Consider the following 20,105-nt stretch of genomic DNA (forward strand, 5'->3'; position numbering starts at 1 on the left):
TGATCATCTATGGGCTTGACGGGGCGGCCGGCCCGGGTCCATCCTCCATGGAAACCTTTCCATGGAAAGCTTTCCATCGGTGTCCGCGCACGTCGAGACTTGGATCGGAGGGCCGGTGGGCCGGACCGTGACGATCAGGGACGTGGCCGCGCTGGCGCAGGTGTCGGTGGGCACGGCCTCCCGAGTGCTGTCGGGCAGCCCCGCCACCTCGGCGGCGGCCCGCGAGCGGGTCACCGCGGCCGCCCGGCGGCTGGGCTACCGGCCCAACGCCCAGGCCAGGTCGCTGCGCTCGACCCGCACCCACACCATCGGGCTGCTGGTGTCCGACGTGCGCAACCCCTTCTTCGCCGACGTGGCGCACGCCGCCGAGCAGGCCGCGCTGGCCGCCGGCTACGTCACCCTGCTGGCCAATGCCAACGAGGACACCCGCCAGCAGGACACCTACCTGGAGACCTTCCTGTTCCAGCGGGTCGACGGCGTCATCGCCGCCCCGCAGGGCGCCGGCGGCGGTGACCTCGCCTCCCTGGTCGAGCGCGGCGTGCCGCTGGTCTTCGTGGACCGCACCGTCGAGGGCTTCGAGGTGCCCAGCGTGACCGCCGACAACGACTCCGGCACCCGCGAGGCCGTCGCCCACCTCGCCCGGCGCGGCCATACCAGGATCGGCTACATCGGCGGCCCCACCTCGATCTCCACCGGGCGGCTGCGCGCGGACGCCTTCGTGCGCGCCATCGCCGAGCACGGCCTGGACCCCGACCCCGCGCTGATCGCGCACGGCGACTTCATGTCGGCCAGCGGCGGGCGCTGCGCCGACGCGCTGATGTCGGTCCCGCGCCCGCCCACCGCGCTGCTGATCGCCGACAGCCCGATGGCCATCGGCGCGCTGACCGCGCTGCGCCGCCGCCGGGTGCGGATCGGCACCGACGTGGACCTCGTCGCCTTCGACGACGTGGAGTGGCTGTCGGAGCTGGACCCGCCGCTGTCGGTGGTGGCGCAGGACGCCGCCGCGATGGGGCGGGCCGCGGTGCGGCTGCTCTTCGACGTGATCGGCGGCCGCACCCCCGAGTCCGTCGTGCTGCCGACCCGGCTGATCGTCCGCCGCTCCTCCTCCGGCGCCGCGCCCGAGCCCGCTCCGGAACCCGTCCCGGCCCAGGGCCCCGCCCCCGCCGCACCCGCACCCGCACCCGCACCGAAGCCGCCGTCCCCGTCGAAAGGCCGACCGTGAGAATCGCACTGGGCAACGACCACGCCGGATACCCGCTCAAGCGGCACGTCGCCGAGGTGCTGCGCCGCCTCGGGCACGAGGTGGTGGACCGGGGCACCGACAGCGACGAGCCCGTCGACTTCCCCGACATCACCTTCGCCACCTGCGACGCCGTCCGCAAGGGCGAGGCCGACCGGGCCGTGCTGGTCTGCGGCACCGGCGTCGGCGCCGTGATGGCCGCGAACAAGATCGCCGGGATCCGCTGCGCGCTGGGCCACGACGTCTACTCGGCGCACCAGAGCGTCGAGCACGACGACGCCAACGCGATCGCGATGGGCGCCTGGCTGATCGGCCCGGCCACCGCCGCCGAGGTGCTGGAGTCCTTCCTCAACGCCCGCTTCGACGATGACGACGACACCGTCCGCCGGGTCGCCAAGCTGCGCGAGCTGGAGCTGCGCACCGCCCGCGAGCTGACCGAGGGCGGCTGAGCCCGCCGTCCCCCACCCCGACGCACCCGTCCCCACCCCCCACCCCAAGGAGACACCCCCATGACCGCGGACGATCCCGGCATCCGGCAGCGGGCAGCGCACGGTTCACCGGGCAAGGTCAAGACCGCGATGGCCTCGGCCGCAGGCACCTGCGTCGAGAACTACGACTTCATCGCCTACGGCACCGCCGCCGCCCTCTACTTCGACGACGCCTTCTTCCCCGAGTTCGACCCGGTCGTCGGCACGCTCGCCTCCTTCGCCACCCTCGGCGTCGGCTTCCTGATGCGCCCGGTCGGCGGCGCGCTCGGCGGGCACCTCGGCGACCGCTTCGGCCGCAGACCGGTGCTGGTCGCCGCGCTGCTGGTGATGGGCGTCGCCACCATGCTGATCGGCGTGCTGCCCACCTACGCGCAGGTCGGCGTGCTGGCGCCGGTGCTGCTGGTGCTGATCCGGATGATCCAGGGCCTGGCCTTCGGCGCGGAGTGGGGCGGCGCCGTGATGATGGCCTTCGAGCACGCGCCCTGGCGGCGGCGCGGCCTGTTCGCCGCGATCCCGCAGGCGGGCAACCCGCTGGGCATCGCCCTGGCCAATGTCGCCTTCCTCGCCTCGGCCGCGCTGGAGGGAGACTGGGCCTGGCGGCTGCCGTTCCTGGCCAGCGCCGTGCTCATCGTGGTCGGCCTGATCGTGCGGCTGAAGCTGAGCGAGTCGCCGGAGTTCGAGGAGACCAAGGCGCGCGGCCAGCTGGTCAAGAACCCCTTCCTCACCGTGCTGCGCCGCGACTGGCGCAACATCCTGCGGATCATCGCGCTGCGCGTGGTGGAGTCCTGCGCCTACTACCTCACCGCCACCTACCTGCTCAACTACGTCACCGAGCGCGACCCCGCCGCCCGGGCCGACGCGCTCACCGGCCTGGTCGCGGCCAGCCTCCTCGCGGTCGCGGTGACCGTCTTCGCCGGCTGGCTGACCGACCGCGTCGGGCGGCGCCGCGTCTACCTGGTCGGCTGCCTGATGGCGATCGCCTTCGGCTTCCCGATGTACCTGCTGGCCAACACCGGTAGCCCGCTCGCGCTGATGCTGGTCTTCGGCGTCGGCATCGGCGTCATCCACGCCGCGCTCACCGGCACGCAGGGCGCCTGGTTCGCCGAGCTGTTCCGGGCCAACACCCGCACCTCGGGCGCCTCGATCGGCTACCAGGTGGCGGCCTCGCTGGCCGGCTTCGCGCCCTTCCTCGCCGTGCTGCTGGTCGGCGCCTTCGGCTGGCCCGGCGCGGCCGGCTTCTACGTGGTCATCGGCATCGTCGGCATCTCCGGCGTGCTCGCCACCCGCGAGACCTGGGGCCCGGCCCAGCGCGCCGAGGTCGACGCCATCGTCGCCGGCACCGCCCCGGCCACCGGAACCCGCCCGGCCGGCACCACCGCCTGACCGCCGGCCCGTCCGAGCGCCGCCGCGGGGGCGGCGGCGCTCTGCCTGATCCGGGGCCGCGGGCGCCGGCCGGGGCGGCTCACTCGCGTTCGCGGCGGGCGGCGTAGCGGCCCAGGGCGCGGATCATGATCGCGTGGTGGCTGCACGGGAGCAGGTCCTGGAGCGGTTTCCAGGCGCGGTCGACCAGTTCGCGGGCCTCCTCCTGGCAGGCGCGGACGGCGCCGCAGGCGTGCAGCGACTCGGCGGCGGAGGCGACGGCGGCCTCGTCGGCCGCGCCGCCGCGCACGGTCTCCCACAGCGGGCGCATCCGCTCGGCGGGCAGCAGGGCGACGGCGTGGGCCAGCGGCATGGTGACCTTGCCGGCCCGCAGGTCCTCGGCGCGCAGCTTGGTCGCCCGCGCCGCGCCCGCGCCGGAGCCGACGGTGACGCCGCGCAGGTCGATCACGTCGTCGCTGATCTGGTAGGCCAGGCCCACCGCCTCGAAGTAGTCGCCCAGGGCGGCCACCCGCTCGTCGTCGGCCCCGGCGATCAGCGCGCCGACCTCGGCGACGCCGCGCACCGGGGCGGCGGTCTTCAACCGGTGCGCCGCCCGTACCCGGCGCAGCACCGGCTCGGCGTCGCCGGCCGCCACGGCGGCGTCCATCGCGGCGCGGTGCCCGGCGATGTCGACGGCCTGCCCGGCGTGCCCGGCCCGCAGCGCGCGCAGGTAGGTCTGGTAGACGCGCAGGCCCAGCCGGTCGTCGTCGGGCAGCACCCGCCGCATCACCTGGTCGAAGACGAAGTAGGCGGCGGTCGCCGAGTTGACGGCGGCCGCCTCGCCGTAGACGGTGTGCGCGGCCGGCCGGCCGCGGCGCAGCTCGGAGCGGTCCTCGATGTCGTCGATGACCAGGCAGCCGGTGTGCAGCAGCTCGGTGGCGGCCAGCAGCGCGCGGTACGGCTCGCTGCTCACCCCGAACAGCTCCAGGGCGGCGGTGGCGACGTAGGAGCGCCAGCTGCGGCCCAGGCCGTCGACGGCGTGCCGCATCGGCCGCACCAGCGAGCGGTGCATGTCCTCGGCCAGCAGCGGCTCGAAGTCCTCGGCGCCGTCCAGCCCGGACAGCGCGGCCAGGGCGGCCGGCTCGGGCGCATCGGGGTGCAGCCGGCGGATCTCGGCCAGGGTGACCTCGCGGACCCGGGTGATGTGCCGTTCGAAGTCGTCGACGCGGTTGTCGGGCAGCACCCGCAGCACGCCTTCGCCGCGCACCGGCCGCCCGGCCATGGCGCCCTCGGCGCGGACGTGGGCCTCCAGCATCCCGGGCGAGAACAGCAGGGACCTGATCTCCTGCTCGGGGAACCAGGTCCGCACCCGCAGGCTCAGCCCCAGCTCGGCCACCTCCAGGCGCCAGGCGGTGTCGTAGGAGTTGAGGGTGGCGACGGAGGTCCACGGCCGCGAGCCGGCCAGCCGCACCGGCACCGCGACCCGGTCGCCCTCCGGTGAGCACAGCACCGCGTCGCCGCAGCCCCCCGCGTCGGTGCCGGGGCGGTCGGCGCGGGCGGCCGACAGCTCCCAGCCGTTGTCGAGCCGGAGCGCGACCTGGGTCCTGGCGGCCGGCCGCCAGGCGTCGGGTCCGGCGAGCGCGCCGCCCGCCCCGCCGGCCATGGAGTGCTCGTACCAGCCGGTGCCGCGCACGGCCCGGGCCTCGCCGCCGAGGCGGACGGTGCCCTCGACGGCCAGCCGCGGCAGGCAGTAGCCGGTGGCGCCGTCGGCCGCGGACGGGTCCGCCGCCTCGGGCCGGGGCAGGGCGGGCTTGGCCGGGCGCAGCCGCAGCGCGAAGCCGCCGCCCGCGCCCTCGGCCGTGGCCAGGTAGCTCTCGCCGTCCTTGCGCAGCGCGGCGACGCCGCCGTAGTCCAGGTCGAGCCGGTCCTCGGCGACCCGGGCCGGGCGGGGCAGCGCCCGGTCGGGCAGCGGCGGGCGCCCCCGCGACAGCGCCTCGACCAGGGCGGTGCGCACCCGGGGGTCGACGGCCTGGTCGCACTCGGCGGCCGCCCTGGCCAGCTCGACGCAACCGGAGTCCAGCCAGGACTCCCCGTTCATGCGCCCGGTGCGCGGATCGGCGCACGACCAGCGCACGGCGTGCGCCGCCACCGGCGCGCCGCCGGCGCCGGGGCCGCGGTGGCGGCTGAAGCAGAAGGCCAGGCCGGTGCGGTCGTCGCCGTCGCCGTCCAGCCGGGCGGTGAACCACCAGTGCTCGGCGGCGCGGTCGGGCCCAGGGAGGTCGCCGGCGCCCGGGTCGGGGGCCGAGCTGTGCGGCGCGGTGCCGTGCCACCGCGCGTCCGACACGTCCACCGGCAACCTGCCTCTCTCCGAGCGGGCGGTCTCCCGGTGCGCCGTCCGCGACATCGACAGACAGTAGCAGTGATATGACTGTCGGTAAGCGTTGCCGTCCGGCGGTTCAGCGATCGGCGGGCGGGCGCGGACCGGGGCCGCAGGACGACGGACCGCCCCGGGCGCGGAGAGGGGGGCGCCCGGGGCGGCGGTTCGGGGACGGGCCGCTAGTGCACGATGGCCTTCTCCGAGCCTGCGCCGGTCAGCGAGCGCACCTCCATCTCGGCCTGCTTCTTGGCGTTGTGCTCCTTGGACAGGACCGTGCCGAGCCAGCCCAGGAAGAACGAGACCGGGATCGAGACCAGGCCGGGGTTCTCCAGCGGGAACAGGGCGAAGTCGGCCTCGGGGATCATCGAGCGCTCTCCCCCGGAGACGGCGGGGGAGAAGACGATGAGGGTGATGGTGACGATCAGGCCGCCGTAGATGCTCCACAGCGCGCCCGAGGTGTTGAAGCGCTTCCAGAACAGCGAGTACAGGATCGTCGGCAGGTTGGCCGAGGCCGCCACCGCGAAGGCCAGCGCGACCAGGAAGGCGACGTTCTGGTCGCGGGCCAGGATGCCGCCCAGGATCGCGGCGGCGCCGATCACCACGGCGGTGATCCGGGCCACCCGCACCTCGGCGTTCTTGTCGGACACCTCGCCCTTCTTGATGACGTTCGCGTACACGTCGTGGGCGAAGGAGGCCGAGGCGGTGATGGTCAGGCCCGCCACCACCGCCAGGATCGTCGCGAAGGCCACCGCGGCGATGAAGCCGAGCAGCACCGGCCCGCCCAGTTCGAGCGCGAGCAGCGGAGCGGCCGAGTTCGCCGCGCCCGGTGCCGCCTGGATGGCCTCCGGTCCGACCAGCGCTCCGGCGCCGTAGCCCAGCACCAGGGTGAACAGGTAGAACAGGCCGATCAGCACGATCGCCCACACCACCGACTTGCGCGCCTCCTTGGCGGTGGGCACCGTGTAGAAGCGCATCAGCACGTGCGGCAGGCCCGCCGTGCCCAGCACCAGCGCGATGCCCAGCGACAGGAAGTTCAGCCGGCTGATCTCGGTGGCGCCGTACTGCGCGCCCGGCGCCAGCACGGCCGCCCCGGCGCCGTCCTCGCGGGCGGCGGCCGCGCCCAGCAGCTCCGACAGGTTGAAGCCGTGCAGGCCGAGCACCCACAGCGTCATCACGAACGCGGCCGCGATCAGCAGCACCGCCTTGATGATCTGCACCCAGGTGGTGCCCTTCATCCCGCCGATCATCACGTAGACGATCATGACGACGCCGACGACCGCGATCACGACGGACTGGCCGACCGGGCCCTCGATGCCCAGCAGCAGGTTGACCAGGCCGCCGCCGCCCGCCATCTGCGCCAGCAGGTAGAAGAAGGACACGGCGAGGGTCGAGATCGCCGCCGCCGCCCGGACCGGGCGCTGCCGCATCCGGAAGGCGAGCACGTCGCCCATCGTGTACTTACCGGTGTTGCGCAGCAGTTCGGCGACGAGCAGCAGCGCCACCAGCCAGGCCACCAGGAAGCCGATGGAGTACAGGAAGCCGTCGTAGCCGTAGATCGCGATGGCGCCGCAGATGCCCAGGAAGGACGCGGCCGACAGGTAGTCGCCCGCGATCGCGATGCCGTTCTGCGGACCGCTGAACGCGCGCCCGGCCGCGTAGTAGTCGGCGGCGGTCTTGGTGTTGCGGCTGGCCCGCAGCACGATCACCAGGGTGATGGCGACGAACAGCCCGAAGATGCCGATGTTGAGCAGCGGGTTGATCTGGTCCAGGCTCTCCGCGGCCAGTGTCACGGCTTCCATCAGGCCCCCTTCTCGATGTCGTCGCGGATCTTGTCGGCGAGCGGGTCGAGGCGGCGCCCGGCGTAGCGCACGTACAGACCGGTGATCACGAACGTCGACACGAACTGGAGCAGCCCGAAGACCAGGCCGATGTTGATGTTGCCGACGACCGGGATCGCCATGAAGTCGTGCGCGTAGTCGGCGAGCAGGACGTACAGCAGGTACCAGGCGAGGAAGAAGGCCGTCATCGGGAAGACGAAGACCCGCAGGCGGCGGCGCAGCTGGATGAAGTCGGGGCTCGCCTGCATCCTCTCCCAGTCGTAGTCCGGCGGCAGGCCGCCGCTGTCTCGTTCGGTGTCAGTCATCCCTGTCTCTCTCGTGGCGTCGACGTCATCGGGATCACTCTCCCCCGCGACCCGTACGGATGTGGCGTGGGACACATGTGTCCCGCGCCACGTTAAGAAGGCGGAGCCGCCGCCGAGAAGGTCCCGCCGACCGAACGACGCGTCGCGCGACGAACGGTCGACGTACGGTCGGTCGGGCGCGTTCAGCGGTCGCGGCCCTGCTCTGCCGTTGAGAGCCGGTGAGTGGTCGCGGCCTGGGCTCTGTCGTTGGCGGCGCGGCGAGTTTCGACCCCCGCTCTACCGCCCTTCGGGCGCGGGAGGCGCCATTCGGCGCGGCGAGTTTCGACCCCCGCTCTACCGCCCTTCGGGCGCGGGACGCCTGGCGGCGAGGGCGAGTTTCGACCCCCGCTCTACCGCCCTTCGGGCGCGGGACGCCTGGCGGCGAGGGCGAGTTTCGACCCCCGCTCTACCGCCCTTCGGGCGCGGGACGCCTGGCGGCGAGGGCGAGTTTCGACCCCCGCTCTACCGCCCTTCGGGCGCGGGACGCCTGGCGGCGAGGGCGAGTTTCGACCCCCGCTCTACCGCCCTTCGGGCGCGGGACGCCTGGCGGCGAGGGCGAGTCCTGCAGGCGCGCCTACGGCGCGGGTGGTTCTTCTGGGGTGGGCTGGCCTGTGCTTGGACGGGTGGTTCGACGTTTCGGGCGGCGGTCTAGCGGGGGCGGTTCTGGCTGGGGGGTGGGCGAAGGCGCGCCTCGTCCAGGTGGAGGCGGAGCATGGCCGCGCGGGACCACGGGGCCGGGCGGCCGCGCAGGGAGATGGCGACCATGGCGGTGAAGGCGAGCGGGACCGTCCATGGGGCGGGCTGGGTGACGAGGAGGCCGGTCAGGCCGCTCAGGGGCGGGCCGAACAGGGCGGCGACGATCGCGCCCGAGGTGGTGAGCAGGCCGGTCACCACGCCGGTGAGGGCGCCGGCCGCGGTCAGCCGCGGCCACCAGATGCCCAGGACGAGCAGCGGGCAGAAGGTGGAGGCGGCGACGGTGAAGCCCCAGGTCACCAGGACTCCCGCGTCGACGGAGGTGGCGGGCAGCGCGAGCAGCACGGTACCGGCGGCCACCAGCACCACCGTGATCCGCAGCCGCCGCAGCCCGCCGGGCAGCAGGTCGTGCGCGATCGCGCCGGACATCACCAGCAGCAGGCCCAGCGAGGTGGCGAGGAAGGCGGCGAAGGCGCCCATGGTCAGCAGCGCGGTGAACAGCGAGCCCGGCCAGCCGGTGTCGACCTGCGCGGGCAGCGCGACCACGACGGTGTCGGTGGCGTGCGACAGGTACAGTTCCGGCACCAGCACCCGGCCCAGCGCCCCGTACACGCCGGGGAACAGGTAGAAGACGCCCAGCAGTACGACGGTGACGGCGGCGGTGCGCCGCGCGGCGCGGCCGTCGGGGCTGGTGTGGAAGCGCATCAGGATGTGCGGCAGCCCCATCGTGCCGAGCGCGGTCGCCAGCAGCACCCCCCAGGTGCCCAGCAGCGGGTGGCCGGAGTCCTCCAGGTCCAGCAGCGGCCGCCGCCACTCCGCGCCGTTCAGCGGCTCGTCGCCGCGCACCTCGGGCACCCGGGCGCCCTCGGGGAAGACGAGCGTGCGGCCGGCGTCGATGCGGTGCTCGCCCGGCAGCAGCGCGGCGCCCCCGCCGGGGGTCTCGACCCGCACGGGCTCGGCGACGCGCAGGGTGACGTCGACTTGGAAGGAGACCGGGGTCTCCCGGGTGAAGTGGGTGAAGGCCACCGGGTTCACCGCGTCGTGGCGCACCTCGGGGCCGGCCTGCACCACCAGCCAGACGGCGGGCACGATGAACAGCAGCAGCTTGAGGCAGAACTGGAAGGCCTGCACGTAGGTGGCGGCGCGCATCCCGCCCAGCACCAGGGTGACGCTGACGACCGCGCCCGCCACCAGCACGCCCACCCAGTACGGGTAGGCGCTCACCGCGCTCAGCACCAGCCCGGCGGTGCGGAACTGCGGCACCGCGTACAGCGCGCCGATCACCAGCACCACCACGGCGCACAGCCGCCGCAGCGCGGGGGAGGCCAGCCGCGCCTCGGCGAAGTCGGGCGGGGTGAGCGCGCCCGAGCGGCGCATCGGCGCCGCCACCAGGATGAGCATGGCGATGTAGCCGGCGGTGAAGCCCACCGGGTACCACAGCGCGCCCATGCCGTCCTTGACCACCAGGCCGGCCACGCCCAGGAAGGAGGCGGCCGACAGGTACTCCCCGGAGACGGCCGCCGAGTTCAGCAGCGGCGACACCCGCCGCGAGGCGACCAGGAAGTCGGAGCTGGTGCGCATGGCCGCCACCCCGCGCAGCCCGATCAGCAGGGTGCCGAGGACCAGCAGGGCGACCGCGAGCAGCGGGCCCATCAGCGCTCCTCGACCCGCTCGGCCCGGCGCAGCTGCCAGCGGGCCAGCAGCGCCATCGCCGGGTAGGGCAGCGCGGCCAGCATCAGCCAGGACACCGGGACGCCGAGCAGCCGCAGGTCGTCCAGGTGCGGCCAGAGCGCGAACACGGCGGGCAGGCCGAGCAGGAGGGCGACGATCAGCACCAGGGCGGGGACCGCCCTGGCCAGCTGCGCCCGGTACAGGCGGTCGGCGCGGTCGGCGTCGGCGGGGTCCAGCGGGGGCATCCGCCAGCGCCCGCGCGGCCGGCCGCGGGCGTGGGCGAGCCGGCTCTGCGGGCTCATCACCGCCACCCTCCTGGCGCGGTGCGGCATCAGGGCCGCCGCTCGGTGCGGTCGAGCTCGCCGCGCTGCGCCGCCCGCAGCAGCTGCTCGCGCAGCTCGCGGGCGTGCCGGCGGCTGACGGGCACGTCGCCCAGCTCGGTGTGGGCGAGCAGCCCGCCGACGGAGTCGCTGCGCAGCTCGCGCACGGCGCTGAGCGCCACCAGGAAGCCGCGGTGCACCCGGGCGAAGCCGGCGTCGGTCCAGTACTCCTCCAGCCGGGAGATGGGCATCCGGACCAGGTGCACCCCCGAGGGGGTGTGCAGCCGGACGTAGTCGCCGCTGGCCTCCACGAAGCGGACGTCGCTCCGGCGCACGTAGCGGATCCGGCCGCCGTTGTCGACGCGGATGGCCGCCATGGCGTCGGGCGCCCGGCGCGGCCGCTGGCCGCCGCCGGCGGGGGCGGCGGGCGGCCCGGCGGCGGCCAGCCGGGCGACCTTGGCCAGCGCGGTGGACAGCCGGTCGGCGCGGACCGGCTTGAGCAGGTAGTCGACGGCGCCCAGGCCGTAGGCGGCCAGGGCGTGCTCCTCGTGGGCGGTGACGAAGACGACCACCGGCGGCTCGCTCAGCTTGGCCAGCAGCGACGCCATCTCGATGCCGTCCAGGCCGGGCATGGAGATGTCCAGGAAGACGGCGTCGAAGCGGTCGGCCTGGATGCTGCGCAGCGCGCTGATGGGGTCGCCGGCCGCGACCACCTCGGCCACCTCGGGGGCGTCGCGCAGCAGCCGGCACAGCTCGTCCAGGGCGAGCGGGACGTCGTCGACGGCCAGCACCCGCAGCCCGGTACCGCGGTCCGCCGTCACGGCATCACCCCCGGCTGGAAGCGGGGCACCCGCACGACCACCCGGGTGCCGGCTCCGGGCGCGGTCTCGACCACCAGGCCGTACCAGGCGCCGTAGACGTGGCGCAGCCGCCGGTCGACATTGGCCAGGCCCACGCTGTCGGGCGAGCCGCGGCCGGCCAGGATCGCCTTGGCCCTGGCGGGGTCCATGCCGGCGCCGTCGTCCTCGACGCAGATGACGCAGTCGTTGCCCTCGGCCTCGCCGGAGACCTGCACCAGCCCCGCTCCGGCGCGGGCCTCCACGCCGTGCCGGATGGCGTTCTCCACCAGCGGCTGCAGCACCAGGTAGGGCACTGCGACGCCCAGCACCTCGGGCGCCACCCGCACCTGCACCCGCAGCCGCTCGCCGAGCACGGCCCGCTGGAGGATCAGGTAGGTCTCGATCGCGTGGAACTCCTCGGAGACGGTGGTGTAGTCGCCGTGCCTGGCCAGGCTGTAGCGGGTGTAGTCGGCGAAGTCGGTCATCAGCTCGCGCGCGCGGTCGGGCTCGGAGCCGACCAGCGAGGAGATCACGGTCAGCGCGTTGTAGACGAAGTGCGGCGAGATCTCGGCGCGCAGCGCGCGCAGCTCGGCCTGGGCGGCCTGCTCGGCGGAGGTCTCCAGCCGGCAGCGGTCCAGGGCGTCGGCCACCCAGGCGGCGGCCTTGCGCACCGAGGCCGGGCGGACCGGGCCGGCCACCACCAGCGCGCCGGCCAGCTCGCCGTTGGCGAACAGCGGCTCGGCCACCAGCGGCGGGCGGCCGCTCGCCGCCTCGGCGTGCAGCACGGCGTCGATCAGCGCCTTGACCTCGGTGTCGCCCGCGGGCCGGCCGGCCCAGGCGAGCGAGCCGGCCAGGTCGGCCAGGGCGAGGCCGCGGGCGCCGAGCAGCCGCCGCATCCGGCGGGCCGCCCGGCGGGCGCCCGAGCCGGCCAGGCCGTCGCGCAGGTCGCCGACCACACCGCGCGCCGCGCTCAGCGCCGCCATGGCGTCGGGCCGGGGCCGGACGGCCCACGGCCGCGCCGCGGTGCGGTGCGGCGGGCGGACGGGGGACGGGTCCATGGGCGGTTCCAGCGGCGCGCGGCATCGGTCGGTGGTCGGATCGCCGACGGGCCCCCGAGGACCGTCGGTGGGAGCGGACGCTCGTCGACCGTTCGTCCCGCTCGCGGCGCCGTCTGCCGCGCGAGGCGTACTGGTGGGCGCTCGTCCCCTGATGTGGTGGTCCGTCAGATCTTACGGTCGTCCGCAGGGGTATCGCACATCACACGCGCCCGAAGTCGGTACCTCCGCCGCGCCGCGCCTCCGTGCGCGGCGCGGTGCCGGGCGGGCGCGGTGGGCGCCCGGCCGCCCCGGCGCGGCGGGGAACCGGCTCCCGGCGGAACTTTCCGCCGTGCCGCGGGTGCCGCGGCGCCGTCCGTGGTGTCGCGGCGCCCGCCATGGTGTCATGGTGGAGCCATGAACCTGGAGCCGTACGTCGACCACCTACGCCGCGAACTCGCGGTGGCCGCCGAGGTGGGCGGAGTGGACGCGCGGGAGCTGGCCGAGCGGCTGACCGCCCCGCTGGAGTCCGCCGCCCGGCTGGCGCTGCTGGAAGCCCTGTCGGCCGCGGCCGCCGAGATCACCGGCGAGCTGGCCCCCGGCTCGGTCGACGTCCGCCTGCGCGGCCGCGACCCCGCCTTCGTCGTCACACCGCCGCCCGAACCGTCCTTCGGCGAGCCCGACGAGCGCGGCGGCATCGGCGGCATGGCGCCGCCGGCACCGCCCCCGCCGCCGCCGGAGGCCGATGACACCGGCGGCACCTCCCGGATCTCGCTGCGGGTGCCCGACCACCTCAAGCCGCGCATCGAGGAGGCGGCGGGCCGCGAGGGGCTGTCGGTCAACGCCTGGCTGGTGCGCGCGGTCGCGGCCGCCCTCGAACCCGAGCAGCGGGCCCGGCCCCGCGACGGGGCCCTGGGCGGGCGCGGCAGGCAGCGCTACACCGGCTGGGTGCGCTGACGGCCGCCGCCGGGGCGCTAGAAGGCCAGCACCGACACGATGCCGAGGTAGACGGCGATCAGCAGCACGCCCTCGAAGCCGATCCGGCCCCAGCCGCGGGTCTGCCGGATGAGCAGGCCGCCGAGCAGGATCGTGGTCATCAGCAGGGCGCCGGCGGTGAGGAACAGCTCGTCGGGGCCGGGTGCGTGGAAGAGCGACCCGGCCCGGTAGAACACGTCGCCGACGACCAGGTTGAGCACGTCGAGGCTGTTGCCGCCGATGACGGCGGCCACGGCCAGGGTCATCGCGCCCCGGCGGACGGCGGCGATGGCGGTGACCGTCTCCGGCAGCGCGTTGACCAGGCCCATCAGCACGGCTCCCACGAAGCCGGCGCTCAGGCCGGTGGCCGCCATGATCGCGGCGGCCGCCTCGGCGACGGCCCAGCCGCCCGCCGCCACGAACAGGCCGATCGCGGCGAACCGCGCCCACAGCGCACCGGTGCGGTGCTGGGCCACGCGGTCCCCGGCGGCCGCGCCGCCGCGGTCCCCGTCGGGGCCGCCGGACGCCTCGTCGGGGGTGTCGACCACGGTCTCCGCGGTCTCCACCGCCCGCCACATCGGCAGCTCGCTCTTGTCCCTGATCAGCCGGAGGCCGCCCAGGTAGAAGGCGACCATCGCCGCCGAAGCGGGATGGACGCCCAAGAGCGTCACGTCGGGCCCGAAGGCCGCGAGCAGCGCCAGCGCGAGCAGCCCGATCAGCAGGCAGCCGAAGAGCAGGTTGGCGGCGGAGGCGGCGGCGTGCTCCAGGTTGGCGCGCCGGTAGAAGAAGTCCGCGGCGGCCAGGGCGAGCGTCTGGGCGGCGATGCCGCCCACCGCGTTGCCGTAGGCGAGCCCAGGCTCGTCCGACGCCGCGCTGACGGCGGTCATCACGATCCCGGACAGGGAGGTCGCCAGGCCGAAGAAGACGGCGCCGAACACCGCCTCGCCCCACCCGGTGCGGTCGGCCAGCACATCGCCGAGCGCGGCCATCCGGACACTGCCCAGCACCGTGACGGCGGCGGCGAGCAGGAAGACGGCGACGCCCCAGCCCAGCGACCCCGCCGCTCCCAGCGATTCCAGCACGCTCCCGTTCCCTTCCGCTCGGCACCGGGGCGACGGCTACCCGGACACTCCGGGTCCAATCCGGTGTTTCGGCCGCCGACACGCGGCCCGCGCCGCGCGGGGCGCCGGCCGGCACAGTGCGTGATCATGGATGTGTCGGACGCGGCGATCCCCTGGAGGCGCGGTGAAGGCCGAGGAGGCGGGGCGGCCGATGAGGCACCGGCGCACCCTGGCGGTGCTGCTCCTGCTCACCGGCTGCGCCGGGGGAGTGGACCTGCTCTCCGTCGTCGTGCTCGGCGGGGTGTTCGCCGGCATCATCACCGGCGACCTCATCCACGTCGCCCACGGCCTCGGTACGGCGGCCTGGCGGACGGCGGCCACCGCCGCCGTCGCCGTGGCGGGCTTCGGCGCGGGGGTGGTGGCCTGGGCCCGGCTGGTCGGGCCGCGCGGCGGCGGCCCGGTGCGCCACCTCACCGGGGCGATGGCGGCGGAGACCGCGGTGCTGGCCGCGTTCGCGGCCGCCTGGGCGCTGGTGGGCGGGCGGCCGGACGGCCTGGCGGAGCAGCTGGCCCTGCTGGCCGCGGCGGCCGCGGCCATGGGCGGCCAGAGCGTGGTCGCCCGTACCCTGGGCAGCTCGACCACCTATCTGACCGGCACCTTCACCGCCGCGCTCTCGGAGCTGGCCAATGGCGGCCCGGCCGCCGCCACGCTGGCGCCGCTGGCCCGGCTGGGCGCGCTGCTGCTGGGCGCCGTCGCCGCCACCCTGGCCCTGGACGTGCTGCCCGCGGCCGCTCCGGCCGTCCCGCTGGCCTGCGCGGTGGCGGCGCTGCTGTGCCGGGTGGTGCGCCGTCGCTGAGGGGCCGGGCGCCGCGGCGGAAACGGGTGGGCCGGAGCGGATGCGCTACCGGGCGGTTGAGTGGGGAATTCGCGTCCGGCGTGGTCGGCGGGACGAATGCGGAGAACATGGCGAATTGGCCGGAAATCTAGTTAGAGAACTTTCGGCAATTGCGTCGCGGAAGGGTTCGCGGCCGCAGGCTCTCGCGGGTCGGCGGGCGGGGAGCGCCGTTTCGCCGAAACGTGCCACGGTGTTGACGCAGGGTGACGGCTCGCTGGTCGAGCTGCGATTTCAGAACCGTTACGGAACCGCACCGCGCCCGTGTTGACATGCTCGTATCCCGCCACGACGATAACGATCACCCTCTTTCCTTGGACTTTTCGTCCCATTTGGGGGTTTTCGGGTGCGTTTTGATAGGGCGGGCGGAGAAAGATGCGCAAGGTTCTGATAGTCGGTGGCGGCCAGTCGGGGATGCAGTTGGCGCTGTGCCTGCAGGAGCACGCCTACGACGTCACCCTCATGACGGTGTGCAGCGCCGAGGAGCTGTTCGGGGGGCGCGCCGTCTCCATGCAGATCCTGTACCACTCCGCCTGCGCGGCCGAGCGCGAGTACGGCCTGGACTTCTGGGAGGGGCGGCTGCCGCCGATCAACGGCATGCGGATCACCGGCCACCTCCCCGGCGGGGCCACCGCCTTCGACTGGACCGGCCGCCTGGACGCCCCGGCCCAGTCCATCGACGAGCGGGTCAAGATGGCGGTCTGGCAGCAGGAGTTCGAGGAGCGCGGCGGCAAGGTCGTGCTGCACGGCGCCACCGTCTCCGACCTCGACCGGCTCACCGGGATGTTCGACCTCACCATCGTCGCCACCGGCCACAGCGGCCTGGCCGAGATGTTCGAGGCCGACGGCTCCCGCCCGTTGGCCCGGATGCCGAAGGTGGCCACGGCCATCGCCTACCTGGAGGCGTCTGCGGCCTACCCGGACGCCGATGTCGTCGGCGTCGACATCGTGCCCGGCCTCGGCCACGTCATCGCCTGGCCCGGCTACTCGGTGAACGGCCCGTGCCACCAGATCGCCGTCACCGGCGCCGCCGACGGCCCGCTGTCGCGCTTCCCGCGGCGCCTCACCCCGCAGGCGCACCTGGCCGTACTGCTCGACCTGCTCCGCGAGTACCTGCCCGAGCGCTACGCCGCCTACCGCGGCGCCGTGCTCGCCGACCCCGGCGCCGTCGCCATGGACCACGCCAACCCGCTGGTGCGCCGGCCCGTGGCGCTGCTGCCCTCGGGGCGGCCGGTGCTGGGCATGGGCGACACCGTCGTGGTCACCTCCCCGGCCCTCCAGCAGGACGCCAACAACGCGAGCATGGCCGCCAAGGTGTACCTGGAGGCGATCCTGGCCCACGGCGGCGCGCCCTTCGACGAGTCCTTCATGCACGCCGCCTTCGAGCGCTACATGGAGTACGCGGGCCCGTTCACCAGCGAGGTGGCGGCCCGCCTGCACTTCAACCCGCCGTACGTGGTCGACTTCTGCACGGCGGCCGACCGCCACCAGGTGCTGGCCGACCGCTTCGTCAACGGCTTCGACGACCCCGCCGGCCTGGCGACCTGGTTCGCCGACGAGGACGCGACCCGGCGCATGGTGGCCGAGTGCGAGCACGCCACCGCCGGACGCGCCTGACCGGGGCCGTGCGGCCGCCGCGCACCGGCGCGGCGGCCGCACGGCGCGGCGCTCAGCGCCCGGCCGGCACCCGCGCCGGGGCGAGCGCCCGGCGCAGGTAGGCGCCGGTGTGCGAGCCGGGCGCGTCGAGCAGCTCGGCCGGGGTGCCCTGGAAGACGATCCGGCCGCCCGCGCTGCCGCCCTCGGGGCCGAGGTCGACCACCCAGTCGGCGTGCGCGATCACGTCGAGGTCGTGCTCGATGACGACGACCGTGCCGCCGCGCTCGTCCACCAGGTGGTCGAGCACGGTGAGCAGCCGCGCCGTGTCGGACATGTGCAGGCCGGTGGTCGGCTCGTCGAGCACGTAGATCGCGCCCTCGCGGTGCAGGTACGAGGCCAGCTTGATGCGCTGGCACTCGCCGCCGGACAGGCTGGTCAGCGGCTGGCCGAGCCGCAGGTAGTCCAGGCCGACGTCCACCACGGCGCGCAGGATCGGCGCCACCGCGCGGCGGCCGGCGAAGAACTCCAGCCCCTCGCCGACCGTCATCTCCAGCACGTCGCTGATGGTGGCGCCGTCGAGGCGGTAGCCGAGCACCTCGTCGGTGAAGCGCTTCCCCCGGCAGGTGGTGCAGACGGTGCTGACGCCCTCCATGAACGCCAGGTCGGTGTAGGTGACGCCCATGCCCTCGCAGGTCCGGCAGGCGCCCGCCGAGTTGGCGCTGAACAGGGCCGGGCTGACGCCGTTGGCCTTGGCGAAGGTCTTGCGGATGGGGTCGAGCGCGCCGGTGTAGGTGGCGGTGGTGGAGCGCCGGTTGGCGGTGGGGGCCGACTGGTCCACCACGACGGCGCCGGGGTGCTGGGCGCAGAAGACGCCGTACACCAGGGAGGACTTGCCCGAGCCCGCCACCCCGGAGACGGCGGTGAGCACGCCGGTGGGGATCTCCAGGTCCAGGCCGCGCAGGTTGTGCAGTTCGGCGCCGCGCACCGTCAGCGCCCCGGTGGGGGTGCGGACCTTCTCCTTCAGCCGGGTGCGCCGCTCCAGGTGCCGGCCGGTCGGCCCCTCCGAGGACTCCAGCCCCGCGACGTCGCCGGTGTAGACCACCCGGCCGCCCGCGGCGCCCGCACCCGGGCCGATGTCGATGACGTGGTCGGCGGCGGCGATCACGTCGCGGTCGTGCTCCACCACCAGCACCGTGTTGCCGTTGTCGCGCAGCTCCAGCAGCAGTGAGGTGAGCCGCTGCACGTCGCGGGCGTGCAGGCCGACACTGGGCTCGTCGAAGACGTAGAGCATGTCGGTGAGGGTGCTGGCCAGATGGCGGACGATCTTGATCCGCTGCGACTCGCCGCCCGACAGCGAGTCGGTCCTGCGGTCCAGGCTCAGGTAGCCCAGGCCGATCTCGACCAGGTGGCCGACCCTGGTCCGCAGCGCCTCGACCACCGGTGCCGCCTCGGGCACCTCCAGGCCGGCCAGCGCCTCCACCAGCCGGACCGCCTCCATCGCCGACAGCTGCGCGATGCCGTACCCGGCGACCCGGCAGTCCAGGGCGGCCCGGTTCAGCCGCGCCCCGCCGCACTCCGGGCAGGTGACCGTGGTGGTGTACTGAGCCGCCATCTTCCGGGTGCGCTCGCCCAGTTCGGCGGTGTCGCGCTGGATGTACAGGCGGCGGAACTTCGCCGCGGCGCCCTCGTAGGAGGCGTTCATCTGCGCGCCGCCCTCGCCGAACGGCACCGTGCCCGAGGTGGAGTACAGCAGGGTGTGCCGCTCCTCCGCGGTGTAGTCGCGCACCTTCTTGTCGGGGTCGAGCCGCCCCGAGGCGGCGTAGACCTGCCACATCCAGGTGCCGACCTTGAAGTAGGGCGCCAGCAGCGCGCCCTCGTTCAGCGAGAGCGCGGGGTCGAGGAAGGCGTCCATGTCGATGTCGGTGACCTCGCCGAGGCCGTCGCAGCCCGGGCACATGCCGGCGGGGAGGTTGAAGGAGAAGGAGTCGGAGTAGCCGACGTGCGGGGTGCCGGCCCGGGAGAACAGCAGCCGCAGCAGCGGCGCGATGTCGGTGATCGTGCCGACGGTGGAGCGCGAGCCGCCGCCGAGCCTGCGCTGGTCGACCACGATGGCGGCGCCGAGGTTGTGGATCATGTCGACGGCCGGATGGCCGTAGCTGGGCAGGAAGCCGCGGACGAAGGCGGGCAGCGTCTCGTACAGCTGCCGCTGCGCCTCGGCCGCGATCGTGTCGAACACCAGGGACGACTTGCCGGAGCCCGACACCCCGGTCACCACGGTGAGCCGCCGCTTGGGCACCTCGATGTGCACGTCGGCGAGGTTGTGCTCGCGGGCGCCGGCCACCCGGATCCACTCGGCGGCCGGGGGGAGCGCCCGTCCGGGGGCGGAATGGGGCATGTCGGGGTCCTCTCTTCGGCGCCGGCGTGCCGCGCCCTCGCTGTTTCCATCATCCATGCCTTCAAGTCTGCCATTGATAGGCGCCTTTAACTTTGGACGGCGATAGCTCCGACTAAGCTGGGGATTCGCATCGGCGAACTTCAACGTAAGGATGAAACCCGTCTGTGAAGGGGGACGCCATGGGCGGTGCCGAGGAGGGCTTGCGCCCGGTCGACCTGGCGCGGCTGGCGGGCGTCTCGACGCAGCAGATCCGCAACTACGTCGACGCCGGGGTGCTGCCGCCGGTCCGCTGGACGCCCGGCGGCCACCGCAGGTTCGGCCCGCGCCACCGCGCCGCCCTGCTCGCCTACCGGGCCCTGGCGCGCGGCTTCGGCTGGGAGGCGGCGCAGGACGTCATGCGGGCCGTGCACTCCGGCGAGGTGGCGGCCGCCCTGGAGGTGGTCGACGCCGGCCACCACGCCCTGCACGAGGAGCGGCTGGCGCTGATCGCCACCGCAGCCGCGCTGGAGGCGGTGGCCGGAGAGGTCCCCGAGGGGGCTGGCGCCGACGTGCCGCCCCGCTCGGGCCTGCTGGTCGGCGCCGTCGCGGCGCGGCTGGGCGTGCGCGCCTCGGTGCTGCGGATGTGGGAGTCGGCCGGGCTGCTGCGGCCCAGGCGCGACCCGGCCACCGGCTACCGGCGCTACGGCCCGGCCGACGTGCGCGACGCCCGGATGGTGGACATGCTCCGGCGGAACCGGTACCCGCTCACCCGGATCCGGCCGGTCCTGGACGGCCTGCGCCGCACCGGCGGCAGCGAGGAGCTGCGCGCCGCCGTGGCCGAGCGCAGGGACGCGCTGGCCCAGCGGGCCACCGCCATGCTGGCGGCCGCCGCCCGGCTGCACCGCTACCTCGCCGGCGAGCCGGACGGCGCCGGCCCGGACCTGCCCGAGCAGGACGGCGCGGACGGCCCGCCGCCGGACCCCGGGTGGTGCCGCCCGGCCTGA

16 protein-coding genes are annotated in these 20,105 nt (G+C 74.8%); 7 read left to right on the forward strand and 9 right to left on the reverse strand.

Features of this window, described 5'->3' with window-relative positions:
* Nucleotides 1-127 precede the first annotated feature (127 nt).
* From CLV72_RS04645 to CLV72_RS04655, 3 genes are read left to right on the forward strand one after another with little or no spacing between them, the layout of a single operon-like run.
* Entirely contained in the window at nucleotides 128-1,222 is a 1,095-nt protein-coding gene (locus tag CLV72_RS04645) for a LacI family DNA-binding transcriptional regulator (RefSeq protein ID WP_211302694.1), read from the forward strand.
* On the forward strand, nucleotides 1,219-1,689 hold the full coding sequence (locus CLV72_RS04650) for an RpiB/LacA/LacB family sugar-phosphate isomerase (RefSeq protein ID WP_106239726.1): 471 nt from the start codon (nucleotides 1,219-1,221) through the stop codon (nucleotides 1,687-1,689). Before CLV72_RS04645 ends, CLV72_RS04650 begins: the two co-directional genes overlap by 4 nt.
* A gap of 60 nt (nucleotides 1,690-1,749) precedes the next feature.
* Nucleotides 1,750-3,111: an MFS transporter gene (locus CLV72_RS04655; protein ID WP_106239730.1), complete on the forward strand. Its 1,362-nt coding sequence runs from the start codon at nucleotides 1,750-1,752 to the stop codon at nucleotides 3,109-3,111.
* A 79-nt stretch (nucleotides 3,112-3,190) separates the two neighbouring features.
* Here the strand turns inward: CLV72_RS04655 and CLV72_RS04660 are convergent, their stop codons facing one another.
* From CLV72_RS04660 to CLV72_RS04690, 7 genes are all read right to left on the reverse strand, one after another.
* On the reverse strand, nucleotides 3,191-5,437 hold the full coding sequence (locus tag CLV72_RS04660) for a polyprenyl synthetase family protein (RefSeq protein WP_245929859.1): 2,247 nt from the start codon (nucleotides 5,435-5,437) through the stop codon (nucleotides 3,191-3,193).
* A 206-nt stretch (nucleotides 5,438-5,643) separates the two neighbouring features.
* Nucleotides 5,644-7,263 carry a solute symporter family protein gene (locus CLV72_RS04665; RefSeq protein WP_106239735.1) on the reverse strand — a complete coding sequence of 540 codons (1,620 nt, stop codon included), beginning with the start codon at nucleotides 7,261-7,263 and terminating at the stop codon, nucleotides 5,644-5,646.
* The gene (locus tag CLV72_RS04670; protein WP_106239738.1) at nucleotides 7,263-7,607 is read right to left on the reverse strand and encodes a DUF485 domain-containing protein; all 345 of its coding nucleotides are present in this window, start codon (nucleotides 7,605-7,607) and stop codon (nucleotides 7,263-7,265) included. Before CLV72_RS04670 ends, CLV72_RS04665 begins: the two co-directional genes overlap by 1 nt.
* A gap of 687 nt (nucleotides 7,608-8,294) precedes the next feature.
* On the reverse strand, nucleotides 8,295-9,992 hold the full coding sequence (locus CLV72_RS04675) for a sodium/solute symporter (RefSeq protein WP_106239742.1): 1,698 nt from the start codon (nucleotides 9,990-9,992) through the stop codon (nucleotides 8,295-8,297).
* On the reverse strand, nucleotides 9,992-10,312 hold the full coding sequence (locus CLV72_RS04680) for a hypothetical protein (protein ID WP_245929860.1): 321 nt from the start codon (nucleotides 10,310-10,312) through the stop codon (nucleotides 9,992-9,994). Before CLV72_RS04680 ends, CLV72_RS04675 begins: the two co-directional genes overlap by 1 nt.
* A 29-nt stretch (nucleotides 10,313-10,341) precedes the next feature.
* Nucleotides 10,342-11,151 carry a LytR/AlgR family response regulator transcription factor gene (locus CLV72_RS04685; protein ID WP_106239749.1) on the reverse strand — a complete coding sequence of 270 codons (810 nt, stop codon included), beginning with the start codon at nucleotides 11,149-11,151 and terminating at the stop codon, nucleotides 10,342-10,344.
* On the reverse strand, nucleotides 11,148-12,152 hold the full coding sequence (locus CLV72_RS04690; protein ID WP_211302755.1) for a sensor histidine kinase: 1,005 nt from the start codon (nucleotides 12,150-12,152) through the stop codon (nucleotides 11,148-11,150). The genes CLV72_RS04685 and CLV72_RS04690 overlap by 4 nt, the downstream gene beginning before the upstream one ends.
* Nucleotides 12,153-12,620: 468 nt before the next feature.
* Between CLV72_RS04690 and CLV72_RS04695 the strand changes: the two genes are divergently transcribed.
* Complete coding sequence (locus tag CLV72_RS04695; protein WP_106239755.1) at nucleotides 12,621-13,160, forward strand: hypothetical protein; 540 nt, start codon at nucleotides 12,621-12,623, stop codon at nucleotides 13,158-13,160.
* A gap of 17 nt (nucleotides 13,161-13,177) precedes the next feature.
* Here CLV72_RS04695 and CLV72_RS04700 read toward each other — a convergent pair whose 3' ends face one another.
* The gene (locus CLV72_RS04700) at nucleotides 13,178-14,260 is read right to left on the reverse strand and encodes a sodium:calcium antiporter (RefSeq protein WP_106239758.1); all 1,083 of its coding nucleotides are present in this window, start codon (nucleotides 14,258-14,260) and stop codon (nucleotides 13,178-13,180) included.
* A gap of 190 nt (nucleotides 14,261-14,450) precedes the next feature.
* Here CLV72_RS04700 and CLV72_RS04705 point away from each other — a divergent pair, with 190 nt between their 5' ends.
* Together CLV72_RS04705 and CLV72_RS04710 are read left to right on the forward strand one after the other, a co-directional pair.
* The gene (locus tag CLV72_RS04705) at nucleotides 14,451-15,095 is read left to right on the forward strand and encodes a DUF1275 family protein (protein ID WP_170140871.1); all 645 of its coding nucleotides are present in this window, start codon (nucleotides 14,451-14,453) and stop codon (nucleotides 15,093-15,095) included.
* A 411-nt stretch (nucleotides 15,096-15,506) separates the two neighbouring features.
* Nucleotides 15,507-16,748, forward strand: a complete 1,242-nt coding sequence (locus CLV72_RS04710; protein ID WP_146159336.1) for a styrene monooxygenase/indole monooxygenase family protein — start codon at nucleotides 15,507-15,509, stop codon at nucleotides 16,746-16,748.
* Between the two features lie 52 nt (nucleotides 16,749-16,800).
* Here the strand turns inward: CLV72_RS04710 and CLV72_RS04715 are convergent, their stop codons facing one another.
* Nucleotides 16,801-19,122: an ATP-binding cassette domain-containing protein gene (locus CLV72_RS04715; protein ID WP_106239770.1), complete on the reverse strand. Its 2,322-nt coding sequence runs from the start codon at nucleotides 19,120-19,122 to the stop codon at nucleotides 16,801-16,803.
* Nucleotides 19,123-19,286: 164 nt separating this feature from the next.
* On the opposite strand from CLV72_RS04715, the gene CLV72_RS04720 reads away from it, so the two are divergent.
* Entirely contained in the window at nucleotides 19,287-20,105 is an 819-nt protein-coding gene (locus CLV72_RS04720) for a MerR family transcriptional regulator (RefSeq protein WP_245929861.1), read from the forward strand.

Source organism: Allonocardiopsis opalescens, from assembly GCF_003002095.1.
GTDB classification, from domain to species: Bacteria; Actinomycetota; Actinomycetes; order Streptosporangiales; family Streptosporangiaceae; genus Allonocardiopsis; species Allonocardiopsis opalescens.

What these genes read in the sequence shown, in the direction of transcription:
- CLV72_RS04655 (WP_106239730.1), top strand. Translation starts at nt 1,750, where the DNA reads ATGACCGCGGACGATCCCGGCATCCGGCAGCGGGCAGCGCACGGTTCA.
- CLV72_RS04665 (WP_106239735.1), bottom strand. Translation starts at nt 7,263, where the DNA reads ATGGAAGCCGTGACACTGGCCGCGGAGAGCCTGGACCAGATCAACCCG.
- CLV72_RS04670 (WP_106239738.1), bottom strand. Translation starts at nt 7,607, where the DNA reads ATGACTGACACCGAACGAGACAGCGGCGGCCTGCCGCCGGACTACGAC.
- CLV72_RS04675 (WP_106239742.1), bottom strand. Translation starts at nt 9,992, where the DNA reads ATGGGCCCGCTGCTCGCGGTCGCCCTGCTGGTCCTCGGCACCCTGCTG.
- CLV72_RS04680 (WP_245929860.1), bottom strand. Translation starts at nt 10,312, where the DNA reads ATGAGCCCGCAGAGCCGGCTCGCCCACGCCCGCGGCCGGCCGCGCGGG.
- CLV72_RS04690 (WP_211302755.1), bottom strand. Translation starts at nt 12,152, where the DNA reads ATGGCGGCGCTGAGCGCGGCGCGCGGTGTGGTCGGCGACCTGCGCGAC.
- CLV72_RS04695 (WP_106239755.1), top strand. Translation starts at nt 12,621, where the DNA reads ATGAACCTGGAGCCGTACGTCGACCACCTACGCCGCGAACTCGCGGTG.
- CLV72_RS04705 (WP_170140871.1), top strand. Translation starts at nt 14,451, where the DNA reads ATGAGGCACCGGCGCACCCTGGCGGTGCTGCTCCTGCTCACCGGCTGC.
- CLV72_RS04710 (WP_146159336.1), top strand. Translation starts at nt 15,507, where the DNA reads ATGCGCAAGGTTCTGATAGTCGGTGGCGGCCAGTCGGGGATGCAGTTG.
- CLV72_RS04715 (WP_106239770.1), bottom strand. Translation starts at nt 19,122, where the DNA reads ATGCCCCATTCCGCCCCCGGACGGGCGCTCCCCCCGGCCGCCGAGTGG.